The organism is Ectorhizobium quercum, from assembly GCF_026552795.1.
GTDB lineage: Bacteria > Pseudomonadota > Alphaproteobacteria > Rhizobiales > Rhizobiaceae > Ectorhizobium > Ectorhizobium quercum.
The window spans coordinates 379,977-404,534 of sequence record NZ_JANFPI010000004.1 but is presented as its reverse complement, the minus strand read 5'-3'; the positions used below and the strand labels follow the sequence as shown (position 1 = coordinate 404,534).

Sequence of the window (24,558 nt, the reverse complement as noted above, 5' to 3'; positions counted from 1 at the left end):
CGGGAAGGGCGCGATGGGGCCTGCGCCCTTCCCTGTCTGCCGGAAACGGTTACTTGAGCTGTTCGGGCTTGTAGTAACCGGAACCGACGAGAATTTCCTCGTAGTTCGACTTGTCGACCGAAACCGGTTCGAGCAGGTAGGAGGGAACGACTTTCACGCCGTTGTCGTAGGTTTCCGTGTCGTTGATTTCGGGCTCGCTGCCCTGGAGCACGGCATCCACCATCTTCACGGTCACGGCGGCGAGCGCACGGGTGTCCTTGAAGATCGTCGAATACTGTTCGTCGGCGATGATCGACTTCACCGAGGGCACTTCCGCGTCCTGTCCCGTGACGATCGGCATCTTCAGGTCGCCGGAGCCGTAACCGACGCCCTTGACCGACGACAGGATGCCGATGGAAAGACCGTCATAGGGCGAAAGCACGCCGTGGAGATGCTTGTTCGAATATTGCGAGGACAGGATGTTGTCCATGCGCGACTGGGCCGTGGCCGGGTCCCAGCGCAGCGTGCCGACCTTGTCCATGCCGGTCTGGCCCGACGGGATGACGATATCGCCCTTGTCGATCAGCGGCTGGAGAACGGACATGGCGCCGTTGTAGAAGAAGAAGGCGTTGTTGTCGTCCGGCGAGCCGCCGAACAGCTCGACGTTCCACGGCTTCTCGTCCGGGAAGCGGTCTTCCAGCCCCTTCACCAGCGACGAGGCCTGCTGCACGCCGACCTTGAAGTTGTCGAAGGTGGCATAGTAGCTGACGGCGTCGCTTTCGCGGATCAGGCGGTCGTAGGCGATCACCTTGATATCGGCCGCCTCCGCGTTTTCCAGCGCGTTGGTCAGCGTCGTGCCGTCGATCGAGGCGATGACCAGGACCTTCACGCCCTTGGTGATCATGTTCTCGATCTGGTTGAGCTGGTTGGGAATGTCGTCCTCGGCATATTGCAGGTCGGTCTGATAACCGGCTTCCTGCAACTGCTTGACCATGTTGTTGCCGTCGTCGATCCAGCGGGCCGACGACTTGGTCGGCATGGCGATGCCGACGAGGCCCTTGCTCTGGGCCGAGGCCTGAGCGGCGAAAAGACATGCGGCGACGGCGGCTGTTGCCGCGAGAAACTTAAACTTCATCATTTCCTCCCTGGTGAGCGGGGCGCCTCCTCGGGTCCCGCAACCTCATCCGCGATACGGATAAACCAGAGATAATCCCTCTCGACATGACTATCAAATCGAATTATTTCAAATTCACATATCAAAACCGGTATATAAAAACATGGCTTTCCCGCTCTCTCCGCTTCCCTATCTCAAGCTCTCGCACCTGCGCCTGGTGGCGGCGATCGCCCAGCACGGCCAGATCCAGATGGCCGCGCAGGCCCTGACGCTGACCCAGCCGGCCGCCTCGCGCACGCTGGCCGAAATCGAGAAGCTGGTCGGCGCGCCGCTGTTCGAGCGCCATCCGCGCGGCATGACGCCGACGCCGACGGGCGCCATCATGGTGCGGCGGGCCAATTCGATGCTGATGGAGATGCAGGATCTCGCCCACGAGCTTCAGGGCCAGCGCGAAGGCCGCTCCGGCCTCGTGCAGACCGGCGCCGTGACCGGCCCGGCGGTCGGCTGCTTCGTGCCGGCCATCCGCAGGCTGAAGGCCGAAAGCCCTCATGTCGAGCTGAGGATCGACGTCGGTCCGTCGATCCAGCTCATGCGCGGACTGGAGGAAGGCGACTACGATTTCATCATCGGCCGGCTTCTGCCCGATTCCGACGCCGACGCCTTCCAGATCGTGCCCGGCAAGATCGAGCGCGTGCGGTGCCTCGTGCGGCGCGGCCATCCGCTCGCCGGCCGCCGCCATGTGCCCCTTTCGGACCTGAAGAACCATCCGTGGATCATCCAGGAACGCGGCACGCCCATCCGCCAGGCCGTCGAGGCCGCCTTCATCGGCAAGGGTCTGAGCGTTCCCGCCGATGTGGTCGCCACCTCGTCGCTGGTGCTGATGATGGGGCTGATCATCGATTCCGACATGATCGCGCCGATGTCGATGGAGGTGGCCAAGCTGATGGAGGCGACGAGCGGCGGCGTGCTTGCCGTTCTCGACCTCGACATGCCGATCGAGGTCTCGCCCTACCACATCATCACGCGGCGCGACCGCCGCCTTTCGCCGGCAGCCAGCCGCCTTTATACGCTGGTCGAGGAGGAAATGACCCGCCTGCGCACCTGAAATGACCGCCGAAAAGGCCGTTGACGAGTAGACAGCTGTCAACAAATTCCCGTTTTACGATAAAGACTTAAACCCCGAATCGCTAAAGTTCGCCGGGACGCCGCCGCCCGGGCGGAAAACCAGCCGCGCGCTTTTGCGAACAGAGCGTTCATCCGCCTTTCCCTTTCTGTCCCGCGGGCCCACATTGTGCGATGAACAATGCGGCATATCCATTTTCAAAAGGCAGAACGACCATGAAGAACATCGGTTTCCTTTCCTTCGGGCATTGGGCGCCCTCGCCGCAATCGCAGACCCGCTCTGCCGGCGACGCCCTTCTCCAGTCCATCGACCTCGCCGTGGCGGCGGAGGAACTCGGCGCGGACGGCGCCTATTTCCGCGTCCACCACTTCGCCCGCCAGCTCGCCTCGCCCTTCCCGCTTCTCGCCGCCGTCGGCGCGCGGACGAAGACAATCGAGATCGGCACGGCGGTCATCGACATGCGCTATGAAAACCCGTTCTACATGGCCGAGGACGCCGGCGCCGCCGACCTCATCGCCGGCGGCCGTCTTCAGCTCGGCATCAGCCGCGGCTCGCCGGAACAGGTGGTCGACGGCTGGCGCTATTTCGGCTATGCGCCGAAGGAAGGCCAGAGCGACGCCGACATGGGCCGCGGCCATGCCGAGGTCCTGCTCGAAGTGCTCCGGGGCAACGGCTTCGCCGAGCCCAATCCGCGGCCGATGTTCCCGAACCCGCCCGGCCTCTTGCGCCTCGAACCGCATTCCGAGGGCCTGCGCGACCGCATCTGGTGGGGTGCCGGCTCCAATGCCACCGCCACCTGGGCGGCCAAGCTCGGCATGAACCTGCAAAGCTCGACGCTGAAGGACGACGAGACGGGCGAACCGTTCCACATCCAGCAGGCGAAGCAGATCCGCATCTATCGCGAAGCCTGGAAGGAGGCCGGTCATACCCGCACCCCGCGCGTCTCCGTCAGCCGCTCGATCTTCGCGCTGACCGACGACCGCGACCGGGCCTATTTCGGCTATGGCAGCAAGGAACAGGACTCGATCGGTTATCTCGACGAGAACACCCGCGCCATCTTCGGGCGCTCCTACGCCGCCGAACCGGACAGGCTGGTCGAGGAGCTGAAGAAGGACGAGGCCGTCGCCGAGGCCGATACGCTGCTGCTGACCGTCCCGAACCAGCTCGGCGTCGACTACAATGTCCATGTGATCGAATCGATCCTCAAGCACGTCGCCCCGGCGCTCGGCTGGCGGTAATTTTCTTCCCGGGAAAACCGGAAACCCGCCTCTTGCGCCAAACCCGCCGATATCGATAGTGAGACCTGACGAGTCTCACTTGAAAACAATCGACCGGGAGCAGGACGTCACGGATGACCGGTTTTTCCGCCCTTCAGCGCGAACGGGCCGAGCGCGAGGCGGCGCGGCGTCTGGCCCGCGCCGTCACCCTCGAAGCGCTCGACGGCGTGCTGACCTTCGCCCGGCGCGAAGAACTCGCCGCGCGGCTGACGGATGGCGAGGCCGCGCTTCTGGCCAGCTTCGCCGACGCCGGCCGCTCGGCCCATACCGTCAGGGCGCTGGCCGGCGACCTCGACCGTCTTTCGCTCTGGTGGCGGGCGGCGGGCGAAGGCCCCCTGCCCTTGCCGCCGTCCGAAGCCGTGTTGCGCCGCTTCGTCGAAACGGAGCAGGCGGCCGATCCGCCCCCGTCGCTCTCGACGCTGAAACGCCGCCTCACAAGCTGGGCGGCGCTGACCCGCGCCGCCGGCGGCGAGACCGGCGTCTTCGATGTCCCGGTCCTGCGCGCCGCCCTTGCCGGACGCAGGCCCGTGCGGCCGAAGGCGCAGCCGCTCGGCCCGGGCGATTTCGAACGGCTTCTTTCCACCTGCGACACCGGCAGCCTGACCGACTGCCGCGACCGCGCCCTGCTGCTGACGGCATTCCATCTCGGCCTCACCCCGGCGCAGATCGCCGCGCTCGATGCCGCCGACCTGGAAGACGGCCCGCCGCCACGGCTCCTCATCACCACGAGGAAGCCCGCTGGCGCGGATTCCCCACCCGATGAGGCGCAGACTCTGCCGGACGCCGTCTTCGCATCCCTGAGCCTCTGGCGGGCGCAAGCGCAGCTTTCGGGCGGGCCGCTCTTCCGTCCGGTCGACCGCTGGCAGAACCCGGGGCGGCTGGGGCTGACGCCGCAATCGGTGAAACTCATCGTCAAGGCCCGCGCCCGGGCCGCCGGTCTCGATCCCGCCGCCTTTTCCGCCCGCAGCCTGCGCCGATCCGTTTTTCACCGTTGATGGTCCGGACAAATTCATGTCTCATGGCCTGACTGTGAAAGAAGGGAACATGCCGCAATGACCGAACTGACAAACAGCGATCCGATCTGGGCCTATGCCGACGCCAAGAAGCAGGCCTTTTGCGACCTGGCCGACCGGGTGTGGGAAACCCCGGAACTGTGCTACGGCGAATACCGGTCGGTCGCCGAACATACCCGCATGCTGCACGAGCAGGGTTTCCGGGTGACGGAAAACGTCGCCGGCATTCCGACCGCCGTCGTCGGAGAGGCCGGCGAAGGCGGTCCGGTCATCGCCATCCTCGGCGAGTACGACGCCCTGCCCGGCCTGTCGCAGGAAGCCGGCGTCGCGGAGCCGAAGCCGCTGCCCGGCAATGGCAACGGCCACGGCTGCGGCCACAATCTGCTCGGCTCGGCCGCCCTTCTCGCCGCCACCGCCGTCAAGGACTGGCTGGCGGCGACCGGCCGCAAGGGTCGCGTGCGCTATTACGGCTGCCCGGCCGAGGAAGGGGGTGCGGCGAAATCCTTCATGGTGCGCGCCGGCGCCTTCGACGACGTGGACGCGGCGATCACCTGGCATCCCGACACCTTCACCCGGGTGTGGGAACCGCTGTCGCTCGCCAACATGCGCATCGACTTCACCTTCACCGGCCGCGCCTCGCATGCCTCGGCCGCGCCGCATCTCGGCCGTTCGGCGCTCGACGCCATCGAGCTGATGAACATCGGCGCCAACTACATGCGCGAGCACATGCCCTCCGACGCCCGCGTTCACTACGCCATTCTCGATGCGGGCGGCGTCGCGCCGAACGTCGTGCAGGCCCGGGCGACGGTGCGCTATCTCATCCGCTCGAAGGAACTGCCCGGACTGTTCTCGCTGATCGAGCGGGTGAGGAAGATCGCCGACGGCGCGGCGCTGATGACCGAGACGCAGGTGGAGGCGAAGGTCGTTTCCGCCGTGTCCAACCTTCTCGCCAACACGCCGCTGGAAGACGCGATGGCCGCCGCCTTCGAGAGGCTCGGCGGCGTTCCCTTCGACGCCGCCGACCGCGCCTTCGCGGCGAAGATCCAGGCAACGCTGTCGCAGAACGACATCGAAAGCGACTACGCCAGCGTCGGCGTGCCCGTCGAGGAGGGAAAGCCGCTGTGCGATTACGTCGTGCCGCGCTTCCTGAAGGGCGAGCCGATGGTCGGTTCCACCGATGTCGGCGACGTGAGCTGGAAGGTGCCGCTGGTGCAGGCGCTGGTGGCGACGCAGGCGATCGGAACGCCGGGCCATTCCTGGCAGGTGACGGCGCAGGGCAAGATGCCCGCCGCCCACAAGGGCATGCTGCACGCCGCCAAGATCATGGCCGCGACCGCCGTCGAGGCGATTTCGGACGAAACGCTTCTGGCCCGGGCGAAGCAGGACTTCCTCGCCCGCACCGAAAAGACGCCCTACGTCTGCCCGATGCCGCCCGAGGTTCAGCCGCCCCTCCAGCCCCGCCCGGCGGAGGCAGCGTAAGATTTCGTCATGGCCCTGAAGACAGTCCGCACCGCGACGCTCGACATCGCCTATCTCGAAACCGGCCCGGCAGACGGCATTCCCGCCATCCTGCTGCACGGCTTTCCCTATGACGCGCATGCCTATGACGCGGTGACGGAAACGCTTTCCGCTTCCGGTTATCGCTGCATCGTGCCCTGGCTGCGCGGTTACGGCCCGACCCGGTTTCTGTCCGCGACCACGCCGCGCTCCGGCGAGCAGGCCGCGCTCGGCGCCGATCTGCTCGCCCTGATGGATGCGCTGTCCATCAATCGTGCCGTGCTCGGCGGCTACGACTGGGGCGGCCGCGCCGCCTGCATCGTCGCCGCGCTCCAGCCGGGGCGGGCAATCGCTCTGGTGAGTTGCGGCACGGGCTACAACATCCAGAATATTCCGCAGGCCGGGCGACCCGTGGCCCCGGAGGAGGAAGCCCGCTACTGGTATCAGTACTACTTCCACTCCGAACGCGGGCGCGCGGCGCTGACCGAAAACCGCCGCGATCTCTGCCGCTTCATCTGGAAGTCATGGTCGCCGCTGTGGACCTTCGACGACGCAACGTTCGCGGCAAGCGCCGCCGCCTTCGACAATCCCGATTTCGTCGAGGTCGTCGTCCATTCCTATCGCCACCGTTTCGGGCTCGTCGCCGGTGACCCGGCCTTCGCGGCGATCGAAACCGCGCTGGAAAAGCAGCCTTCCATCGGCGTTCCGACCGTCGTGCTGCAAGGTATCGACGATGGAGTCGATCCGCCCGCAGAGGCGGATGAGGACGCCGCGCATTTCACCGGTCCCTATGAACGGCGGCGTCTGGCCGGGATCGGCCACAACCTGCCGCAGGAAGCACCCGAGGATTTCGCACGGGCCGTTCTGTCCCTCGCCAGCTTCGCCTGATTTCACAGAAACGTGATCGCAAAACTCCAAATGTGTAAGGCACCTTTCGCCATCTCCCGGCAAAAAGCAGCGGCGATCCCCTGAAACGGTCGCATAGAACCCCTATATGAATTTTCATCAGGGAAACCATTTCCGAGAAGAGGAGACTTGAATGCCCGCTTTCGCATCGCGCCTTGCCCGGCTTACCGCCATCGTGGCGCTCGGCCTGACAACGACGCTCGCAACGATCGACACGGCGGACGCCCGCCGCGCCGGCGGCGGGTTTTCGAGCTTCGGCAGCCGCGGCTCGAAGACCTTCGCCGCCCCGGCCCCGACCAACACCGCGCCGGGCGCTGCCTCGCCCGTCGAACGATCGATGACCCCGCGCACCACGCAGCCTTCGCAGGCCGCCCCGAATGCCGCGGCCCAGCAGCGCAACACCGGCGGCCTGTTCGGCGGCTTCGGCCGCAGCATGCTTGGCGGCCTGCTCGTCGGCGGGCTGATCGGCATGCTGCTCGGCCACGGTTTCGGTGGCATGGCCGGCATGCTGGGAATGCTTCTCCAGGTCGCGCTGATCGGCGGTCTCATCATGCTGGCGATGCGCTTCTTCGCCAGCCGCAACCAGCCGGCACAGGCGGCCGCAGGCGGTCCGGCGCTGCGCCAGGCCAGCGGCTTCGGCGGTCGCGATTCTTCTGCCGGCTCCGGTTTCCGCATGCCGGACCTCGGCGGCAATGCCGCGCCGGCCGCCGCCGCGGTGCCCGCCGCCCGGCCGCTGGAGATCGACGGCCCGGATTTCGACCGGTTCGAGGAACTCCTGACCGAGGTTCAGGAAGCCTATGGCCGTGAGGACTATGCAGCGCTTCGCCGCATCGCCACGCCGGAAGCCATGTCCTATCTCGCCGAGGAACTGGGCGAGAACGCAACGGCCGGCGTGAAGAATAGCGTCAGCGCCGTGAAGCTGCTTCAGGGCGACCTGTCCGAAGCCTGGAGCGAGGACGACACGGATTATGCGACGGTGGCGTTGCGCTACGAAAGCATCGACGTCATGACCGACCGGGCCAGCGGCGCCGTCGTCGAGGGCAATGCCGAGACGCCGACCGAAAGCACCGAAATCTGGACCTTCGCGCGCAAGCGCGGCGGCGACTGGCTGCTTTCGGCCATCCAGGCGGTTGAATAAGAACTCGCGTCTGGCTCTCTTTCGTCATGGTCGGGCCTGACCCGACCATCCACCGCCGCACCCGGGACATGGACCCTCGGGTCAAGCCCGAGGGTGACGAAGGAGGAGACTGTGAATATCATCGAGCCCCGGTTCACCACCGGGGCTTTTTCATACCCGGCCGACGCTCAATCCAGCGTCAGGATCAGATTGGCAAGCAGGGCGGTGCGCGGCCGGACACTGTCCTTGAGGATATATTCCTCATGGGTGTGGGCCCCTGCCCCGTCCGCACCGAGGCCGTCGAGGGTGGCGACGCCCATCGCGGCGGTGAAGTTGCCGTCCGAACCGCCGCCGGTCGCCATGCCTTCCAACTCGATCCCGAGCGGCTTCGCCACCGCGCGCGCCTGGGCAAAAAGCGCATCCCCGCCCGCCGATCGCGGAAAGGCCGGACGGTTCATGCCGCCTGAAATCCTCAGCCGGATGCGTGCGTCCTCCGGCTTCAGCCCATCGATGAAGGCCAGCACGTCGCGCTCGGCCTCCGCATCCGGCAGGCGCACATCCACCTTGAGGTGGCATTCGGCGGGAATGATGTTGCGGCCGGCGCCGCCCTCGATCTGGCCGACCGTGACGGTCACACCACGTTCGAAATCGTTGAGCGCCTCCAGCTTCAGGATGATCTTGGCCGCCTCGCGGATCGCACTCACCCCGTTCTGCGGGTGGGTGCCGGCATGCGACGGCTTGCCGTAGATGCCGATATCGTAGATCGCCACGCCCTTGCGGGCGACGACGATCCTGCCGCCGTCGCGGGCCGGCTCGACGACCAGCACGCTGCGCGCCTTGCGCCCCTCCGCCTCGATGATCGCCCGGCAGCTTACGCTGCCCGTCTCCTCGTCGGGCGCGAAAAGGATCGTGACCGGCCGTTTCGGGCCGTTACCCGAGGCGACCGCCAGCTTCAGCGCCGCGAGCGTCATCAGCGCGCCGGATTTCATGTCGTATATGCCCGGACCGTAGATGCGGTTTCCCTCCTCGCGGTAGGGCAGTTTTCCGGCCAGCGTGCCGCGGGCATGGACCGTGTCGAGATGGGCAAGGACCAGCACGCCCTTTTCGGCCTCCGTTTCGCGCGGCTCGCCCGAACGGACGATCAGCACGTCGCCGAAACCCGGCTTGCCCGGCAGGCGCTCGATATGAAATCCGCAGGCCTTCGCATAGGCTTCCGCCCGGTCCATCATCGCGCTGACGCCTGCGACGTCCGGCGTGTGGCTTTCGATTTCCACCCAGGCCTTCAATTCGGCCAGCAGCGCGGTTTCATCGATGTCGTCCGGCGAGATCGCCAGCGGGAAAGAGGGAATGCTCACGGAATGGACCTGTCGTTTCGTTTGGGAAGATCATGGCGGGAAAGGCCATACTGACCCGGAGCGAAGCCGTCGCGCAACCCTAATCCTCCGCCGATCGTAACGCTTTCAACATGGGATGGATCGAGAACTTGCCCTGTTGCGCCTTGCGGGTGAGATCACGCAGATAGCCGCCGGGCGAATGGATGTCCCCGGCCCGTTCCAGAATGGCGGCAATGACGGTGATGGCCGCCGGTTCGCCGAGAATCTCGATCGCTTCCCGCCAGGCGGACGGCGAAATCCCGAGCATCGAGCGAACCAGATCGGCCGTCGCTCGTGCGTCCTTCCAGGTCGCGATACCGTCGCGGGAATAGTCGCGGATCGTCGGGCAGGCCCGAAGCAGCGACGTTAACGTAATCTTTTCGGCTTTCCTGTCAGAATGACGGCGTTTTCCAGACGATCCCGACTCCGGCTTTTCCGCCGTGGGTATGGCCCCCGCCGCTGTGTTGGGGTCATAGCCTTTTATTTCAAGTGGTGGTTCTGTGTTTGAAGTATGAATATGCCGCTCATTTTCGTCGTCATAGCCGCTCATTTCCTGCTCAGAGAGACTATCGAGATAGGCATTCTCCACCTCCGCACGTAGCCTGACGAGAGCGTCGCGGCGCTCGACAAGGCCGGTGCTGTCGGCGGCGCGAGAAAGACGGCCGGAAAGCCCTTGCAGGCGAAGGGCGTAGTCGGCCCAGTCCCCTGCCCTTCGCTCGTCAAGCGCCGCTTCCACGGTCTTGGCGATGTCGCGCAGGTGCAGGGTGATCTCGCCGCGCAGGATACGGACGTCCCTCGCCTCCGCCCGCACCGCCTCGGCCTTCGCATGGATCTCGGCGGCGGCCAGCGCCAGCGGCGCCAGGTCGAAGCCGAACGCCTCTTCCCTCAACCCGTCCTCGTCACGGCGGCAGTAGCGCTTGCCGTTCGGACTGTCGCGGCGCAGGAGCAGCCCCGCCCCGACCAGCGCCGCCAGATGACGGCGCAACGTGGCGTCCGACATGCCGCGCGAGCGCAGCGACAATTCCCGATTGGAGGGAAAGACGACGATCGGCTGGCTGCCGTCGAGAATGCGCTCGGGATGGAAGGTCAGGAGCGCGTCGAGAACCGTCAGAGCGCGGTCGGAAAGCCCGTAATGGGCCCGCGCGTCGATGAGTGCGCGCAGCAGTTCCCACTTATCCGCCTGCCCCGTGTCGTTGCCGCCGCGGCCGGCGGCGATCTCGTCCTGCCGCCTTGCCGTGCGCTGTTGCAGGGCAAAGATATCCGCACGCATGCGCCCGCCGCCGAACGGCGTCGTTGCCAGTCTTTCCGTCATGATCGGCCCCTTCCCTTGGAGGGCAAGCGGCGCAGCAAAACAATCCGTCAAGCCACGGCAAAGCGATCCGAAAGACGCAGGCGTCCTTCGGGCGAACCGCGCAGGATGGCGCAGCCCGACCGTTTCCGGCACGCTTCGGAGCGTGTGGAGAAGGATCGCCGTTCAGGATATCGGCCGATCGAACCCGGTCTTATCCTGATTTCAGGCAAATCACTCCCGTTTTCCGCCGGCACGATCGGTGCCAGACGAAATCCGCAGTTTTTCCAAAGGGCGACGGGCACGACTAAGGTATTGAATTTCCTTTCTAAAACAAAAGGATACTCAATTCCGGTGCGTCATGCGCGGAGCCGGAGCTTGACTTTGACCGTTCGAAGTGATTCTCTTGAATTGCTACATTGAAGAGGGCTTCCGGAACGGCGACGTTTTGGAGGCCTTTTTTCTTGCGCTCTTGGTCCTTTCTTCGGTTTCACCTGGCCGGCCCTGCCCCTGCGGGACAGGCTTCCGGCCGCTCACGGCGCACGGCTTTCCCGCTTCGCAGACGGGAGGATGCCGGGCACCCTTTCGAAACGCCGGCGCGTCGCCCCGATACCGGGCGGACGCATGGCGCTCTGGACGGGACCGGGTAGGCGCGACATGTCCCGGTCCTGCATTTCACCGCCGCAAAATGCCGCGGCGAACTGGTCTCACTCCCCTGCCCCGGCGATCTGCGAATAGTGCCGCGACAGAAGGTCGGCGGCCTTTTCGATCGCCTCGGCCGAGGCGCCGGGCAGAAACTCGATCCGCGATCCCTTGGCCGTGGTCACGAGCCGGGCGAACACCCTGCCTGTTCCATCGGCCAGTTCGCGGGGCCTGGCCGCCTTCGGCTTGTCGCGGGCCGTCAGGCGGTTGAAGACGAACTGGAAGCGCTTGTCGCTGTCGGCCTCGGCGAACCGCTGGAAACCGATCTCTTCGGTCGCCTTCGCATGGCCCGCGTCGCTCGACACCAGCGATCCGAGCGCCATCCACCGGTCGCGGCCGGCCTTCGGCGCGGGGCCGATGGCCCGCACGATATGCACCGGCACCGCCTCGGCGACCTGGAGAAGGCGCGAAAGCTCGCTCTTTTCGACGGCCAGCGCCTCGCCCACCACCTTGCGGTCGAAGCCGCGCGACACCAGCGTCCGGGCGAAGAAGGCGCGCTCGATGAAGGTCAGGTTGCGCCGCTCGGCGTTCTCCTTGCCCTGCGCCAGCACCAGCGCGTCGTCGGACAGCGCCCGCACCACCGCCTGCACCTTGATGCCGAGACGGCGCGCGGCCTCCAGGCGGCGGTGGCCGTAGGCGGTCTGGTAGCGGCCTTCGGCGGTCGGATGCGGCCGCACGAGGATCGGCACCTGCTGGCCGCTCTCGCGGATGCTGTCGACCAGCCGCTCGAAATCCTCGTCCGTTCGGCCGGAAACGGTCAGCCGGTCCTCGACGATGGACCCGTCGACCACGGCCGGATCAAGCAAGACGACCCGCTCGCCCTTTTCCAGCGCGGCGCGCAGGTTGCGCGCCTCCTCGGCCTCGCGCGTCATCGCGCCGAGCGTCAGGCCCATCGCCTTGACGGCGCCGGAGCGCGAATGGTCCGGAGGCGGCGGCGCGGCGGGAGCCGACTTGGTTTCCGGTGCGGCTGGCGGCGCGGACGGCGCCAGCGATCCGCCGAAAAGAGCCTTCAGCTCGTTCTTGCGATTGATGCCCGCCACGTCTTACCCCCTCTTCTCGCGGCCCCAGGCCGCATGGATCAGCGCCTCGATCTCGGCATTGACCGCATTCATGGATTCCATCGCCCGGTCGTAGGTCGAGCGGGTGAAATTCTCGCGCCCCACCTCGTAGAGCGTCTGCTTGGTCAGGCCCGCATCGGAAATCGCCGTGGACTTGACCATCGGCGCAGTCAGCACCCGCCCGCCGAACAGCGAGCGCATGAAGCCGACGATCTGCGCCTGCGGGCCGTCGTTCGGCTCGTAGCGCGTCACCAGATAGCGCAGGAAATCGAAGTTCAGCTCGCCGCCGGCCTCGCGCACCACGCCGAGCAGGTCGGCCGTCATGAACAGGAACTGGTTCATCGAGGCGACGTCGAGCATCTGCGGATGCACGGTGACAAGCACCGAGGTCGAGGCGCACAGCGCCGAAAGCGTGAGATAGCCGAGCTGCGGCGGGCAGTCGATGACGACGACGTCGTAATTGGCCGCCACATCGGCCAGCGCCGCCTGGATGCGGGCGAAGAAGAGGGGGCCGATATCCGCGCCCTCCTGCCGTCGCAACAGCGCCTGCGGCGTCGCATGCTCGAATTCCTGAAGCTCCAGATTGCCCGGCACCAGATCGAGGCCGGGGAAATAGGTGCCGCGCACGATGTCGCCAAGCGGCCGGCGCGTGTCGCCGTCATAGCGGATCGCGCCGTAAAGCGTGTCATTGCCGGAAAGGTCGAGTTCCGGCTGATAGCCGAACATGGCCGAAAGCGAGGCCTGCGGGTCGAGATCGACCGCCAGCACCCGATGGCCGGTCAGCGCCAGATACTGCGCCAGATGAACGGTGGAGGTCGTCTTGCCGGAGCCGCCCTTGAAATTGGTGACGGAAATGATCTGGAGATGCTCGCCGGCTTCCGGGTCGCGCCAGGGCAGGTAGGTGCGCGCCTTGGGGGCGTTGCCCTTTGAGAGCGCCTGATCGGCCAGGTAACGGCGCAGCGCCGCGATATCCGCCAGCGTGTAGAACCGGCGGCCGCCGTTTCCGGTTTCCGGCTTCGGCCCCTCGCCGGCCAGCGAGAGCTGGCGCAGATAGCCATCGGACACGCCGATGAGACGCGCGGCCTCGCCGGAGGAAAAGGCACGCAGGGTCTTCTGCGCGGCCGGCGGAAACAGCCGCTCGCGCATCGCCTTGAGCTGATCGGACAGCGCATGCGCGTCGGCGGCAATCGCGAGATCCGCCGGCTGGCGAACCGCGCCTTCCCCCACCGTGACCGCTGCTGTTTCGGGCGTCGCCGCCATGCCGACCTCTTCCTGTCTGCGGGCGGCCAGCGCCGCCCATTCCGTTTCTGCCGCGCTTCGGCGACAACTGTTCCGCCGCCCAGCACCGTGAGAGACTGGACCAGCTACAGCCGATTCTGTCCCCTAGTATATACGGAGCGCCTCATCGCTGACAGCCTGCCCCTCGATTTACGAAGATCGCGGATTTCTCCGTCGAAATCCGTAACACTCGCAAAGGTGCAGAAGCTTGTGAGTCGGGTCAAGGCCTTTGTCGATCCGCCTTGATGCCCGCTCGCGCCGCCGTCTGCACGCCTATTCCACGATCTTACCCGCCTTGCGGGACAGGGGGATGAAACGGAGTGAAATCTCCGGCGCCATCGGCTTTCGGGCGGTTCGTTTTCCGCGCGCGACAGACGGTTGACAGCTGGCAACCGAGCCGGCGACTCAGCCGTTGACAGCTGTCAACGGGCGCCACGCGGGCGATCCACGCCTTCAGCCTGCGTTCATCGGCACCTTCTTACCATCGGGACACTCGCCTGACGCCGCGGCCACGAAACGGCCGGAAAAGCGGTCGATCGTGAGGACCAAGATCAATTCCGTACAAGAAAGCGAGGAATTGTCATGACGCGAATAGGGAGGTTTCTGGCCGTTTGCATGCTCGGCTTCGGCGCCATCGCCGGGGCCATGCCGGCCTTCAGCATGCCCGCCGCACCGGCCTTGCCGGCCGTCGCCGCGGGCGACATCACGCTTGCCCAGTGGGGACCGCCTCCCCGTTGGGACCAGCGCCGGCCGCCGCCCGGCTGGGGTCATCGCCCGCCCCCGCCGCCGCCGCATTGGGGCCACCGTCCGCCGCCCCCGCCGCCGGGCTGGAGGCATCGGCCGCCGCCGCGCCACCACTATCGCCCGGCACCGCCGCCGCGGGTCTACCATCCGCGTCCGCATGCCCGCTCGCATGTACAATGGTGCCTGAACCGCTACCGTTCGTACAATCCGGCCACGAACCGCTTCCTCAGCAATTCGGGCCATTACAGGATCTGCGTCTCGCCCTATTCGCGCTGAGACCCGGACAAACGGAAAAGGGGCGGCCTCTTGGCCGCCCCTTTTTCATGCCGCCGGCCGGGGCCGGGCAACTATTCGTCCTCGTCCATCGGCGCGGGGGCGGCATCGCGGCTGCCGCTGATGATTTCGCGCTTGCCGACATGGTTGGCCGGGCCGACCAGGCCTTCCTGTTCCATGCGCTCCACCAGCGAGGCGGCGCGGTTATAGCCGATCGACAGGCGGCGCTGGATATAGGAGGTCGAGCATTTGCGGTCGCGCAGGACCACCTTGACGGCCTTCTCGAACAGGTCGTCGCCGGATTCCTCCGCCATCGCCCCCTTGTCGAACACGGCCTCGTCGGCGGCCTGTGCGTCTTCCACCGCTTCTTCTTCCGTCACCGTGCCGAGATAGTGTGGCCGGCCCTGACGCTTCAGGTGCGCGACGACGTGCTCCACCTCGCGATCCGAGACGAACGGGCCGTGGACGCGGCTGATGCGCCCGCCGCCGGCCATGTGCAGCATGTCGCCCTGGCCGAGAAGATGTTCCGCGCCCTGTTCGCCGAGAATGGTGCGGCTGTCGATCTTCGACGTCACCTGGAAGGAGATGCGCGTCGGGAAGTTGGCCTTGATCGTGCCGGTGATGACATCGACCGAAGGCCGCTGCGTCGCCATGATCAGATGAATGCCGGCGGCGCGGGCCATCTGGGCGAGCCGCTGGATCGCGCCCTCGATCTCCTTGCCGGCGACCATCATCAGGTCGGCCATCTCGTCGACGATGACGACGATATAGGGCATGTGCGACAGGTCCATCGCCTCCTCGGTATAGGTCGGCTCGCCGGTCGAACGGTCGAAGCCGGAGGGAACCTGAACCGTCACCTCCTCGCCCTTGGCGCGGGCTTCCGCGGCGCGGGCGTTGTAGCCGTCGATGTTGCGCACGCCGAGGCGCGACATCTTGCGATAGCGATCCTCCATCTCGCGCACCGCCCATTTCAGCGCCATCACGGCCTTCTTCGGGTCGGTGACGACCGGGGTCAGCAGGTGCGGAATGCCGTCATAGACGGAAAGCTCAAGCATCTTCGGATCGACCATGATCAGGCGGCATTCTTCCGGGCGCAGGCGATAGACCAGCGACAGGATCATGGTGTTGATCGCCACCGACTTGCCCGAACCGGTGGTGCCGGCGACCAGCAGATGCGGCATCTTGGCCAGTTCCGCGATCACCGGTTCACCGCCGATGGTCTTGCCGAGGCAGACGGCCAGCTTGTATTTCGATTCCCAGTATTCCTCGCATTCGATCAACTCGCGGAAGAACACCGTCTCGCGCACCGCGTTCGGCAGTTCGACACCGATGACGTTGCGGCCGGGAACGACCGCAACGCGGGCCGACAGCGCCGACATGGAGCGGGCGATGTCGTCGGAAAGACCGATGACGCGCGACGACTTGACCCCAGGGGCGGGCTCGAACTCGTAGAGCGTGACGACCGGGCCGGGGCGCACGTCGATGATCTCGCCCTTGACGCCGAAATCCTCCAGAATGCTTTCCAGCAGGCCGGCGCTCTGCTCCAGCGCTTCCGGAGACATGGCTTCGGCGCGCTGGCCGCTCGGCTCCTGCAACAGCGAAACCGGCGGAAATTCGTAAGGGCCGTAATCTTCCACCAGCCGGTTCAACGGACGCTGCACGGCGGCGGAGAAGGACGCCGGCGCCGGAACAGTCGCGGAGACGGGAGAGGGGAGGGGCGACGGCATGGCCGGCGCCTCGACGGGTGCGGGTGCCTCGATGACCCCGGCATCCTCGACCGGCGCTTCGGCGGCGGGCTCCGCGACGGCTTCGATGAGCGGTTCCGTTGCCGTCATGTCGGCTTCCGGCATGGTTTCGGTTCCGAAGCCAGCCCTGACGACAGTCGCAGTCCAGAAGAGGGTCGGCGTCAGCGTCGTGGCCGGAAGCCGGGTCCAGCCTTCACGAGCTTCCTGCACCGGATCGTCCTCGCGGATCGAACCGGATTTCGGCGGCACTTCGCGATAAAGCGCCACAACGGAACCCGCCGGTGCGCTGGTGGAAAAATCCGGCACGGCGGGGCGCGGGGCGATCGCACCGAAATCGGCGCCCTGTCCCAGCGTTTCGAAGAAGGCGAAATCGGAAACCCAGTCTGGCAGGGCAGGGGACTGGCCTTCGCCAGCCGGCTGGGCGGCTACGGCAGCCGTTTGGGGGGAGGGGAGGGGAGGCGCGGCAACAGGCGTTTCCGGCGCCGCCTCGTCAGGCTCCGCCGGTTCGCGGGCCTCGATGTCGATCGGCGCGAAGAACGGCGCACGCATGCCGGTCAGCGCGATATCCTGCAACATAGCGGGCGTCACGACCGGCTGCACCGGCTCGCCGCCGGTGGCGTCGACGCCGGGCGCCAGATCGGCCAGCGGCTGGTTCGCCGCCATGCGGGCCCGGTTGGCCAGCAGCGCATCGACCGCAGCCTTTTCGGCGGCGGCGGTGCGCTCGGCTTCCGCGGCCTTCTCGGCGGCGCGGCGGGCGGCATAGGTGTCCTTCGGCGGGTCCATCGGGGTGCGGCGCTTCTGAAGCTCGCTTTCCGGCGTGCGGGAAAAGCGCACATTGGAGGCCAGCGCGAAGGCGTTCTGCCATTCGGGCAGTTGAACCGGGGCCGGTGCGGCCGGCTCCTCCATGTTCCCCTGATCATCGAAGGAAGGGTAAGCGGGATTTTTATATGAACTCATGGGGAACCTGCACTTGAGACGAATGCCAAAACGCGTGTTCCGAGTAATAGAAAATAAAGGTTAACTTCCCCTTTCGAAACCGGCGCCGGCCCGCATGCAAACGCCGCGCAAAGCCGGAGGAGGGAAACTCATCCCCATGAATATGTTGCATTTTCGACGATTTAGCATCGAACACACCGGTGAAATATGCCCTGTGGAGATATGACGAAGCCGCCTTGCGCGCGCTTCCTCGATCTTCGGCCCTCGAAGCCGCCGATAACGCCGGATGAGTGCAGCCAAAGCTTGACAGATCCTGCCGTCGCACCGTTACAATCACCTCGCCGGCCGACGGTGCCGGCCTCTTATCGAGCGAAAGACATATCGGACCCATATCATGCTTTTCGGAATCGACTGGGGCGGCACCAAGATGGAAATCGTCGCTCTTGACGCTGAGGGGGCGCTTCACGCCCGGCATCGCATCTCCACCCCGACGACCGACTACGACGACTGCCTGTCGGCCGCCGTCGCCCTGGTGCGCGAGGCCGAGAAGCAATCGGGCAGCAGCGGAACGCTGGGGATCGGCATTCCCGGCAGTCCCTCGCCGCAGACCGGGCTGGTGCGCAATTCCAATGCCACCCTGCTCAACGGGCGGCCGCTCGGCAGCGACCTGCAACGGCGGCTTGGCCAGCCGGTCCGCATCGCCAACGACGCCAATTGCCTGGCCGTTTCCGAGGCCACCGACGGGGCGGGCGCCGGCGAGAACGTCGTTTTCGGCATCATCATCGGCACGGGGCATGGCGGCGGCATAGCCATCAAGGGCCGGGTTCACGCGGGATTTCAAGGGGTTGCGGCAGAGATCGGCCATTATCCGCTGCCGTGGATGACGGCGGCCGAATATCCCGGACACCGCTGCTGGTGCGGCAAGCAGGGCTGCCTCGACATGTATGCCAGCGGCACCGGCTTCGAACTGGACTATGCCGGCGCGACTGGCGAGCAGAGGCGCGGCGCCGACATCATCGCCGACATGCAAGTTGGCGATGCGGCCGCCCGGGCGTGTTACGACCGTTTCGTCGACCGGCTGGCGCGCTCCCTGGCGCTGCTCACCAATATCGTCGATCCCGACGTCTTCGTTCTCGGCGGCGGCCTGTCCAATGTCGATGAACTTTATGCCGACCTGCCGCGCCTGATACCCGCCTATGTGTTCGGCGACGGCTTTTCGACGCCCATCCGCAAGGCGCGGCATGGCGACAGTTCCGGTGTCCGGGGCGCCGCCTGGCTCTGGAAAGGAGAGGAAACACCATGAACGACAACCGGAGTGCCATCCGGGTCGGCCTGATCGGCTACGGTTTCGCCGGAAAGACCTTCCATGCGCCGCTGATCGCCGCCGCGCCCGACCTGGCGCTCGTCGCCGTCGCGTCATCGAAACCGGACGCCGTCAGGGCGGATCTTCCCTCCGTCGAGATTTTCGCCGATCCGGTGGCGCTCGCCGCCTCCGGCTCGGTTGACCTGATCGTCGTCGCCTCGCCGAACGACACCCACGCGCCCCTGGCCGCTGCCGCGTTGAAAGCAGGCGCGCATGTCGTGGTGGACAAGCCGTTCACCCTGACGCTCGACGAGGCACGCGACCTCGCCGCGCTGGCCGAGGCGGAGGGAAAGCTGCTGTCGGTGTTCCACAACCGGCGCTACGACACGGATTTCCTCGGCATCCGGAACGTGATCGAGAGCGGCGTTCTCGGCAGGATCGTGCATTTCGAAACCCATTTCGACCGGTTCCGCCCCGCCGTGCGCGACCGCTGGCGCGAGCGGGCAGTTCCCGGCGGCGGGCTGTGGTTCGATCTCGGACCGCACCTCATCGACCAGACGCTCCAGCTCCTCGGCCTGCCGGAACGGGTGACGGCCACCATCGCCACCCAGAGGGAAGGCGGGCAGGCCGCCGATTACGCCCATGTCATCCTCGATTACGGCACGGCGCGGGCGATCCTGCATGGTTCGATGCTGGTCGCGGGCGGCGTGAACCGCTTCACCGTGCATGGCGAGAAGGGCAGCGTGGTGAAGCGGCACCTCGACCCGCAGGAGCCGCAACTTCTTTCCGGCATGCGGCCCGGCCTGCCGGGATGGGGCAAGGACGATGACCAGATGATCCTTTATGACGGCGAGCGCGAGCAGACCCTGCCCGTGCCGGCCGGCGACCAGAGCCGCTACTATCGCGACGTCGCCCGCGCCATCCGCGGAGAGGGCGCGAACCCGGTGACGCCGCACCAGGCGCTGGCCGTCATGGCCGTTCTCGAAGCCGCGGTGGAATCGTCCGACACCGGCCGCACCGTCGCGCTGCCGCTCACCGACAAGGAAAAATCCGCATGGCTCTGACTGACGACATCGCCCGCATCGCGGAACAGGAAAAAACCCTCATCTTTCCGTCATTCGATGAAAATGCCGCTTTCAAACTCGGCACAACGTTACACGCGCTCGCCATTGGCAATGGCTGGGGCCTCACTATCGATATTCGCCACTTCGACCGGCAGCTTTTCTTTGCCGCAACGCCGGGAAGCGCGCCTGAAAACGCCGACTGGATGAGACGAAAACGCAATGTTGTCAATCACTTCCACAAGTCCAGCTATCGGGTCGGCCTGGAAACGCGGCTGAAGGGAACGACGCTGACGGAACGCAGCGGCCTGGCGGCAAGCGATTACGCCGCGCATGGCGGCGGCTTTCCCGTCCGAATCGGCGGAACCGGCGTCATCGGTTCGATCACCGTCTCGGGGCTGCCGCAGCGTCAGGATCACGAGACGGTCGTCGAAGTTCTGTGCGGGCTGCTCGGTCACGACCATGCCGCGCTCGCACTCGGCCCGGAAGAATAGGGGAGGGGGCCGCCCGGCCTGCCGGGTGGGAGACCGCCTCAGAGCATGAGGGCATCCTTCAGCGCCAGACCTTCCATCGTGCGTAGGTCCAGATCGGCCTCGATATGGTCGATGTGGTGCAGCATGAGGTGGCGGGCCTTTTCGACATCTCCCTGCTCCAGCGCGTCCAGCAGGGCGCCATGCTCGCCATGCCCGCAGCTCGACACGCCGGAGCGGCCGTAAAGCGCGATGACCAGCGACGAGCGGGCGACCAACTCGTCCATGAACTTCTGGAGGATGACGTTGCCGGCGACATGCGCCAGCTTCAGGTGAAAATCGCCAGAGGCCTTGATCTCCGCGCGGCGGGCATCCGGGCCGCGCTGGTTCATGTAATAGGCCTCTTCCTTCAGGTGGGCGCGGAACTCCGCCATATCCCGGGCGGTGATGCGCTGCGCCGCCTCGGCGACGATGCCCGGCTCGATCAGCCGGCGGGATGCGAAGATCTGCCGGGCTTCCTCGGGCGTCGGATTGGAAACGAAAGCGCCGCGGTTGCGCTCGATGCGCACCAGCCCCTCGAATGCCAGCATTTGCAGGGCCGAACGCACCACGGTGCGGCTGACATCGAACAGCGTGCCGACCTCCGCCTCGGAAAGCTTGGTGCCCGGCGCCAGACGGCGATCGGCAATCGCGCTGCGGAGGCTGTCGCGAATATGCTGCGCACGGTCTTCTGGCTGGATGTCCGAGGCGTCGAGAGTGGTGTCGGCTATGTTCATGGGCGATGATCCGAGTATTCGACCCTATGTAGCGCGCGCCGCGCCCCGCGCAAATGCCTAAGTTGCTCCCGGCCATGAAAATATCGCATACAATCGCGCCGAAGGCTGGTTCACGATCGGCGATACGCTCTCGCGCATCCGTCCCGGCCGGTCGTCCACCAGCCGGAAAGCACATCGTCAGCGGGCCGAAACGGATGACTTTTCCCTGCAATGGCAGGCTTTTTTTCGCGGAACAAACCCCGCGATAACCGTTAACACAGTTGCGGTTTACCGCCCCCCGATATAGAGATGAGCGCCAGTATGGCATGGCAATCCGACCAAGAGGGGGCGTCGGACGTCGTACTTCTCAATTCTAACAAGGAAAATGCCGTCAATGAAAGCAGAACCCCACAAGGTTGATATCGAGGTCGGAAAAAAGATTCGCGTTCAGCGGACAATGAAGAAAATGTCGCAGACCGAACTCGGCAACCGGATCGGTGTGACGTTCCAGCAGGTGCAGAAATACGAACGCGGCTCGAATCGCGTCAGCGCCAGCAAGCTGGTCGAAATCGCCCGTGCCCTCGATGTCGATGTGAGACTGTTCTTCGATGGCCTTGAAGAGGAAACCGGCAGCAACGACAACAGGCCCGTCGCCCAGAGCTTCGTCAGCTCGCGCCAGGGCCTGATGCTGAATGCGGCTTTCTTCGCCATTGCCGATGAGCGAATCCGCGAGAACATTCTCCGCCTCGTCCAGACCATCGCCAGCGGAAACGCGGAATCCTGAAACGTTTCAGGCCGAGATTCAGAAACATCCCGGCACCGTGACGGCGGCGGGATGTACGCTTAGCCGGTATTATCCATCCGCAAGAAAGGCTTCGAACGCCTGAGCGGCCCGGCTGCGATAACGCTCTTCATGCGTGACCACGAAGAACGGCCGCGGAACGGGGCGCACCGGCGCCTCGCACAACATCCCGGCCATCAGCGATGCCTCGACGGCGCTGCGCGAAACGAGCGTTGCGCCGAGCCCCGCCGTCACGGCACCGATCACCGCCATGTTGCCCGGCAGGGTCAGCGCAATCTCGATATCGGCGATTCCAAGCCCCTCGCGCGCCAGCATCTCGCCGAATGCCAGCCGGGTTCCCGATCCCGTTTCCCGCAAAACCCACGGGCTTTCCGAGAGCTGCGTCACCGGCCCGGCGCGATCCGCCCAGCGGTGCGAAGGGGCGACGACGACGATCATCTCGTCTTCCGCCACGGCCTTCATGGCAAGGCCGCGCTTCGGATTCGGCCATTCGATCAGGCCGATTTCCGCCCGCCCCTCGGAAACCGCCTCCGCAACCTCCGATGTATTGCCGATCCCGAGATCGAGGCGGATGCCGGGCCAGGCCTCGCGGAAGGCGACCAGCCGGGCCGGCAGCCAGTGCCCGGCGATAGTCTGGCTCGCCATGATCGTCAGCTCGCCATGCATCAGCCCGGAAAGGTCGGCCAGCGCCGCTTCCGCCGCCCTGGCGCTGGCCAGAACCGCCTGCGCCTCGCGCATGAACTGCTGCCCGTTCGGGTTGAGAACGATCGTGCGCCCCACCCGGTCGAACAGAACCACGCCATGACGCATTTCCAGCGCCGTGATGGCCGCGCTGACCGCCGATTGCGTCATGTTCAGCCGCCGAGCCGCCCGGGTGACGTGCTGAAGCGTTGCGACCTCGAGGAATATACGGAGCTGCTCAAGCGTCATGACGATCCGATCATTCGATTTTATCGAACGATATGACAAAGATAATTCGTTGGAAATGGTCATTTTGTAAAATTATATTCCAATGAAAATCGACATGGACAAATATCATGCTCCTGCTTCGCGCCGACACCGCCCCGCCCGCCAACGGCGCCAGCGACATCGTGCTTCACTTCACGCCCAACTGGTTCGCCGCCAGCATGGGCACGGGCATCCTTGCCGCGGCCCTCGGGCAGTTTCCCGGCACGCCCGTCGTCCACGCCGCCGGCCTCGTTCTCCATCTCGTCAATATCGCGCTGTTTTTGCTGTTTTCGGTTCTCTACGGGTTGAAATGGCTGTGTCACACCCGGCTGGCCGCGCGGATCTTCGAACATCCGGTCCAGTCGATGTTTCTCGGCACAATCCCGATGGCGCTGGCGACGATCGTCAACGGCACGCTGATTTTCGGCAGCAGCCTCGTCGGTGAGGAGATCGCGGCGGCGGTGGCAACGCGGCTATGGCTCGTGGATGCGGTTCTGGCCGTCGCCATCGGCAGCGGCGTGCCCTTTCTCATGTTCACGCGGCAGAGCCACGCGATGGCCGACATGAGCGCCGTCTGGCTGCTGCCGGTGGTCGCTGCCGAGGTGGCGGCGGCCAGCGGCCTTCTCCTGCTGCCGTTCGCGGGCGATGGCCCCGCCGGGCTCGGCATACTGGCGGCAAGCCTTGCGCTCTGGGCCTTTTCCGTGCCGCTGGCGCTGAGCGTCCTCGTCATCCTGTTCCTGCGGATGGCGCTGCACAAGCTGCCGCCAGCGGCAATGGCCGCTACAAGCTGGCTCGCGCTCGGGCCGATCGGCACCGGCGCGCTCGGTCTTGCGCTGCTTGCCCTGAACGGCGCGCCGGTTCTGGCCGCCAACGGACTGGAAGCCATCGCCCCCGCCGTCACCGGCGCGGCGACCCTCGGCGCGCTGATGCTGTGGGGTTACGGTCTCTGGTGGCTCGCCATAGCGCTGCTGGTGACGCTGCGGCAGATCGGGCAGGGCCTGCCGTTCAATCTCGGCTGGTGGGCCTACACCTTTCCGCTGGGGGTCTATGCGCTGGCCACGCTGAAGATCGGCGCGCTGCTTCCGCTCGCCTTCTTCACGGTGGCGGGAACGGTAATGGTGGGATTGCTGGCGGTGATCTGGCTTCTGGTCACGGCGCGCACCTTCGCCGGCGCCATCCGGGGACGCCTGTTCAGCGACCCCTGCATCACCTCCGGCTGAGCGCGGTCATTCGACCGGCGTCGGCTCCGTGACGTTGCCCGAGAGGCGGAAACTGTCCCGCCGCCACTCGTCCAGAAGATGCACCGACGCCCCGGACGGGCGCTCGCATGCCTGCCGCACGCGCATCTTCATCATTGCCTCGAGCTTGGCGTCATCGACCGCATTCAGATCGACACCGCTCCATTCGACAACAACGTCCAGCAAAGCCATCTCCAGCAACCGGTCGACATCAGTCAGTCCCAGTTGGCGGGCGGTGGTCCTTGCATCGACCAATTGGCGAATTATCCGTCGAAAACTGTCAGCGCGCGGCCCCTGCGCGACTAATACCATGTGGTGTCCCCGTTTTGCTTCGATCCGTCTGGAATCCCCTGCCAGCAGGACCGCCCATTCATCGTCGACTTCCTCCCTGTCGATTCTGACGACATATCCCATAAATTGCAATGCCGATAAGACTAAAATCGAAGCACGGCAGGCATCGGCAGCACAAAGACGGCCACACGAAGAATAGAAATCATTTTCCCCAGATGACCGGTTTCCTGTAAGGGAAACGGGCATTCAACAAGCCTGAAGAGCAAT

Annotated in this window: 21 protein-coding genes; 12 read left to right on the top strand and 9 right to left on the bottom strand. The window is 65.7% G+C overall.

Annotated elements, in window-relative coordinates; genetic code table 11:
* Window positions 1-49: 49 nt before the first annotated feature.
* Window positions 50-1,117, bottom strand: a complete 1,068-nt coding sequence (chvE, locus tag NOF55_RS14220) for a multiple monosaccharide ABC transporter substrate-binding protein (RefSeq protein WP_370868982.1) — start codon at window positions 1,115-1,117, stop codon at window positions 50-52.
* Window positions 1,118-1,256: 139 nt separating this feature from the next.
* Here chvE and NOF55_RS14215 point away from each other — a divergent pair, with 139 nt between their 5' ends.
* The 6 genes from NOF55_RS14215 (at window position 1,257) to NOF55_RS14190 (ending at window position 8,047) form a co-directional block, all read left to right on the top strand.
* A complete protein-coding gene (locus tag NOF55_RS14215) occupies window positions 1,257-2,198 on the top strand; it encodes a LysR family transcriptional regulator (RefSeq protein ID WP_306412046.1) in 942 nt (313 codons plus the stop codon).
* A 233-nt stretch (window positions 2,199-2,431) separates the two neighbouring features.
* Complete coding sequence (locus NOF55_RS14210; protein ID WP_306412045.1) at window positions 2,432-3,454, top strand: LLM class flavin-dependent oxidoreductase; 1,023 nt, start codon at window positions 2,432-2,434, stop codon at window positions 3,452-3,454.
* Between the two features lie 113 nt (window positions 3,455-3,567).
* Window positions 3,568-4,488, top strand: a complete 921-nt coding sequence (locus NOF55_RS14205) for an integrase (RefSeq protein WP_306412044.1) — start codon at window positions 3,568-3,570, stop codon at window positions 4,486-4,488.
* Window positions 4,489-4,545: 57 nt separating this feature from the next.
* On the top strand, window positions 4,546-5,985 hold the full coding sequence (locus NOF55_RS14200) for an amidohydrolase (RefSeq protein WP_306412043.1): 1,440 nt from the start codon (window positions 4,546-4,548) through the stop codon (window positions 5,983-5,985).
* A 9-nt stretch (window positions 5,986-5,994) separates the two neighbouring features.
* Window positions 5,995-6,891 carry an alpha/beta fold hydrolase gene (locus NOF55_RS14195; protein WP_306412042.1) on the top strand — a complete coding sequence of 299 codons (897 nt, stop codon included), beginning with the start codon at window positions 5,995-5,997 and terminating at the stop codon, window positions 6,889-6,891.
* 151 nt (window positions 6,892-7,042) lie between these two features.
* Window positions 7,043-8,047 carry a Tim44 domain-containing protein gene (locus tag NOF55_RS14190; RefSeq protein WP_306412041.1) on the top strand — a complete coding sequence of 335 codons (1,005 nt, stop codon included), beginning with the start codon at window positions 7,043-7,045 and terminating at the stop codon, window positions 8,045-8,047.
* Window positions 8,048-8,214: 167 nt separating this feature from the next.
* On the opposite strand, the gene NOF55_RS14185 is transcribed toward NOF55_RS14190, so the two are convergent.
* From NOF55_RS14185 to repA, 4 genes are all read right to left on the bottom strand, one after another.
* Entirely contained in the window at window positions 8,215-9,381 is a 1,167-nt protein-coding gene (locus NOF55_RS14185; protein ID WP_306412040.1) for a M20 family metallopeptidase, read from the bottom strand.
* Between the two features lie 79 nt (window positions 9,382-9,460).
* On the bottom strand, window positions 9,461-10,711 hold the full coding sequence (repC, locus tag NOF55_RS14180) for a plasmid replication protein RepC (protein ID WP_306412039.1): 1,251 nt from the start codon (window positions 10,709-10,711) through the stop codon (window positions 9,461-9,463).
* A 683-nt stretch (window positions 10,712-11,394) separates the two neighbouring features.
* Window positions 11,395-12,429 carry a plasmid partitioning protein RepB gene (gene repB, locus NOF55_RS14175; protein WP_306412038.1) on the bottom strand — a complete coding sequence of 345 codons (1,035 nt, stop codon included), beginning with the start codon at window positions 12,427-12,429 and terminating at the stop codon, window positions 11,395-11,397.
* A 3-nt stretch (window positions 12,430-12,432) separates the two neighbouring features.
* Window positions 12,433-13,707, bottom strand: a complete 1,275-nt coding sequence (gene repA, locus NOF55_RS14170; RefSeq protein ID WP_306412037.1) for a plasmid partitioning protein RepA — start codon at window positions 13,705-13,707, stop codon at window positions 12,433-12,435.
* A 600-nt stretch (window positions 13,708-14,307) separates the two neighbouring features.
* On the opposite strand from repA, the gene NOF55_RS14165 reads away from it, so the two are divergent.
* Window positions 14,308-14,745, top strand: a complete 438-nt coding sequence (locus tag NOF55_RS14165; protein WP_306412036.1) for a BA14K family protein — start codon at window positions 14,308-14,310, stop codon at window positions 14,743-14,745.
* 71 nt (window positions 14,746-14,816) lie between these two features.
* Here NOF55_RS14165 and NOF55_RS14160 read toward each other — a convergent pair whose 3' ends face one another.
* A complete protein-coding gene (locus NOF55_RS14160) occupies window positions 14,817-17,393 on the bottom strand; it encodes a DNA translocase FtsK (protein WP_306412035.1) in 2,577 nt (858 codons plus the stop codon).
* 424 nt (window positions 17,394-17,817) lie between these two features.
* On the opposite strand from NOF55_RS14160, the gene NOF55_RS14155 reads away from it, so the two are divergent.
* From NOF55_RS14155 to NOF55_RS14145, 3 genes are read left to right on the top strand one after another with little or no spacing between them, the layout of a single operon-like run.
* On the top strand, window positions 17,818-18,726 hold the full coding sequence (locus tag NOF55_RS14155; RefSeq protein ID WP_306412034.1) for an ROK family protein: 909 nt from the start codon (window positions 17,818-17,820) through the stop codon (window positions 18,724-18,726).
* The gene (locus NOF55_RS14150) at window positions 18,723-19,790 is read left to right on the top strand and encodes an oxidoreductase (protein WP_306412033.1); all 1,068 of its coding nucleotides are present in this window, start codon (window positions 18,723-18,725) and stop codon (window positions 19,788-19,790) included. Before NOF55_RS14155 ends, NOF55_RS14150 begins: the two co-directional genes overlap by 4 nt.
* Window positions 19,781-20,281 (top strand): heme-degrading domain-containing protein, encoded by a 501-nt coding sequence (locus NOF55_RS14145; RefSeq protein WP_306412032.1) that lies wholly within the window; start codon window positions 19,781-19,783, stop codon window positions 20,279-20,281. Before NOF55_RS14150 ends, NOF55_RS14145 begins: the two co-directional genes overlap by 10 nt.
* Window positions 20,282-20,319: 38 nt before the next feature.
* Here NOF55_RS14145 and NOF55_RS14140 read toward each other — a convergent pair whose 3' ends face one another.
* Window positions 20,320-21,033: a GntR family transcriptional regulator gene (locus tag NOF55_RS14140; RefSeq protein WP_306412031.1), complete on the bottom strand. Its 714-nt coding sequence runs from the start codon at window positions 21,031-21,033 to the stop codon at window positions 20,320-20,322.
* A 373-nt stretch (window positions 21,034-21,406) separates the two neighbouring features.
* On the opposite strand from NOF55_RS14140, the gene NOF55_RS14135 reads away from it, so the two are divergent.
* Window positions 21,407-21,796, top strand: coding sequence for a helix-turn-helix domain-containing protein (locus NOF55_RS14135; RefSeq protein WP_306412030.1), 390 nt, complete (start codon window positions 21,407-21,409; stop codon window positions 21,794-21,796).
* Between the two features lie 69 nt (window positions 21,797-21,865).
* Here the strand turns inward: NOF55_RS14135 and NOF55_RS14130 are convergent, their stop codons facing one another.
* A complete protein-coding gene (locus NOF55_RS14130; protein WP_306412029.1) occupies window positions 21,866-22,744 on the bottom strand; it encodes a LysR family transcriptional regulator in 879 nt (292 codons plus the stop codon).
* A gap of 107 nt (window positions 22,745-22,851) precedes the next feature.
* On the opposite strand from NOF55_RS14130, the gene NOF55_RS14125 reads away from it, so the two are divergent.
* The gene (locus NOF55_RS14125) at window positions 22,852-23,982 is read left to right on the top strand and encodes an SLAC1 family transporter (RefSeq protein WP_306412028.1); all 1,131 of its coding nucleotides are present in this window, start codon (window positions 22,852-22,854) and stop codon (window positions 23,980-23,982) included.
* Between the two features lie 6 nt (window positions 23,983-23,988).
* Here NOF55_RS14125 and NOF55_RS14120 read toward each other — a convergent pair whose 3' ends face one another.
* The gene (locus NOF55_RS14120) at window positions 23,989-24,537 is read right to left on the bottom strand and encodes a hypothetical protein (RefSeq protein ID WP_306412027.1); all 549 of its coding nucleotides are present in this window, start codon (window positions 24,535-24,537) and stop codon (window positions 23,989-23,991) included.
* Between the last annotated feature and the right edge of the window lie 21 nt (window positions 24,538-24,558).